Below are 230 nucleotides of genomic sequence, written 5' to 3'. Positions count from 1 at the left end.
CCGAATGCCTCCAAAAAAGACAAATGGCAGTCGGAATAAAGCCGAATATTCACTCGGTTGACGAAGACTGGGCAGACCTCATCGCAGCAAAGTCAATGAAGAGCGGCGACACCAACTTTGGTTGCTCCATGTTAGACCAGAAAAATGACCGTTTCGCCGAGTTGAGCCTTACACAAAAAGAGTCTACCGATCCGCACTCCTCTGGAATGTTTCGCGCAATACACATCCAC

The 230-nt window shown here is 48.7% G+C and carries 1 protein-coding gene; it reads left to right on the top strand.

Annotated features, from left to right (window positions below):
- Positions 1-23: 23 nt before the first annotated feature.
- A partial coding sequence (locus Q4528_RS16545; RefSeq protein ID WP_303522891.1) for a hypothetical protein occupies positions 24-230 on the top strand: 207 nt, incomplete at its 3' end.

Origin of the sequence: Staphylococcus pasteuri, assembly GCF_030547725.1 — a bacterium.
GTDB lineage: Bacteria > Bacillota > Bacilli > Staphylococcales > Staphylococcaceae > Staphylococcus > Staphylococcus pasteuri.
The sequence above is the reverse complement of the archived record's forward strand: the minus strand, read 5'-3'. Positions and strand labels throughout refer to the sequence as shown.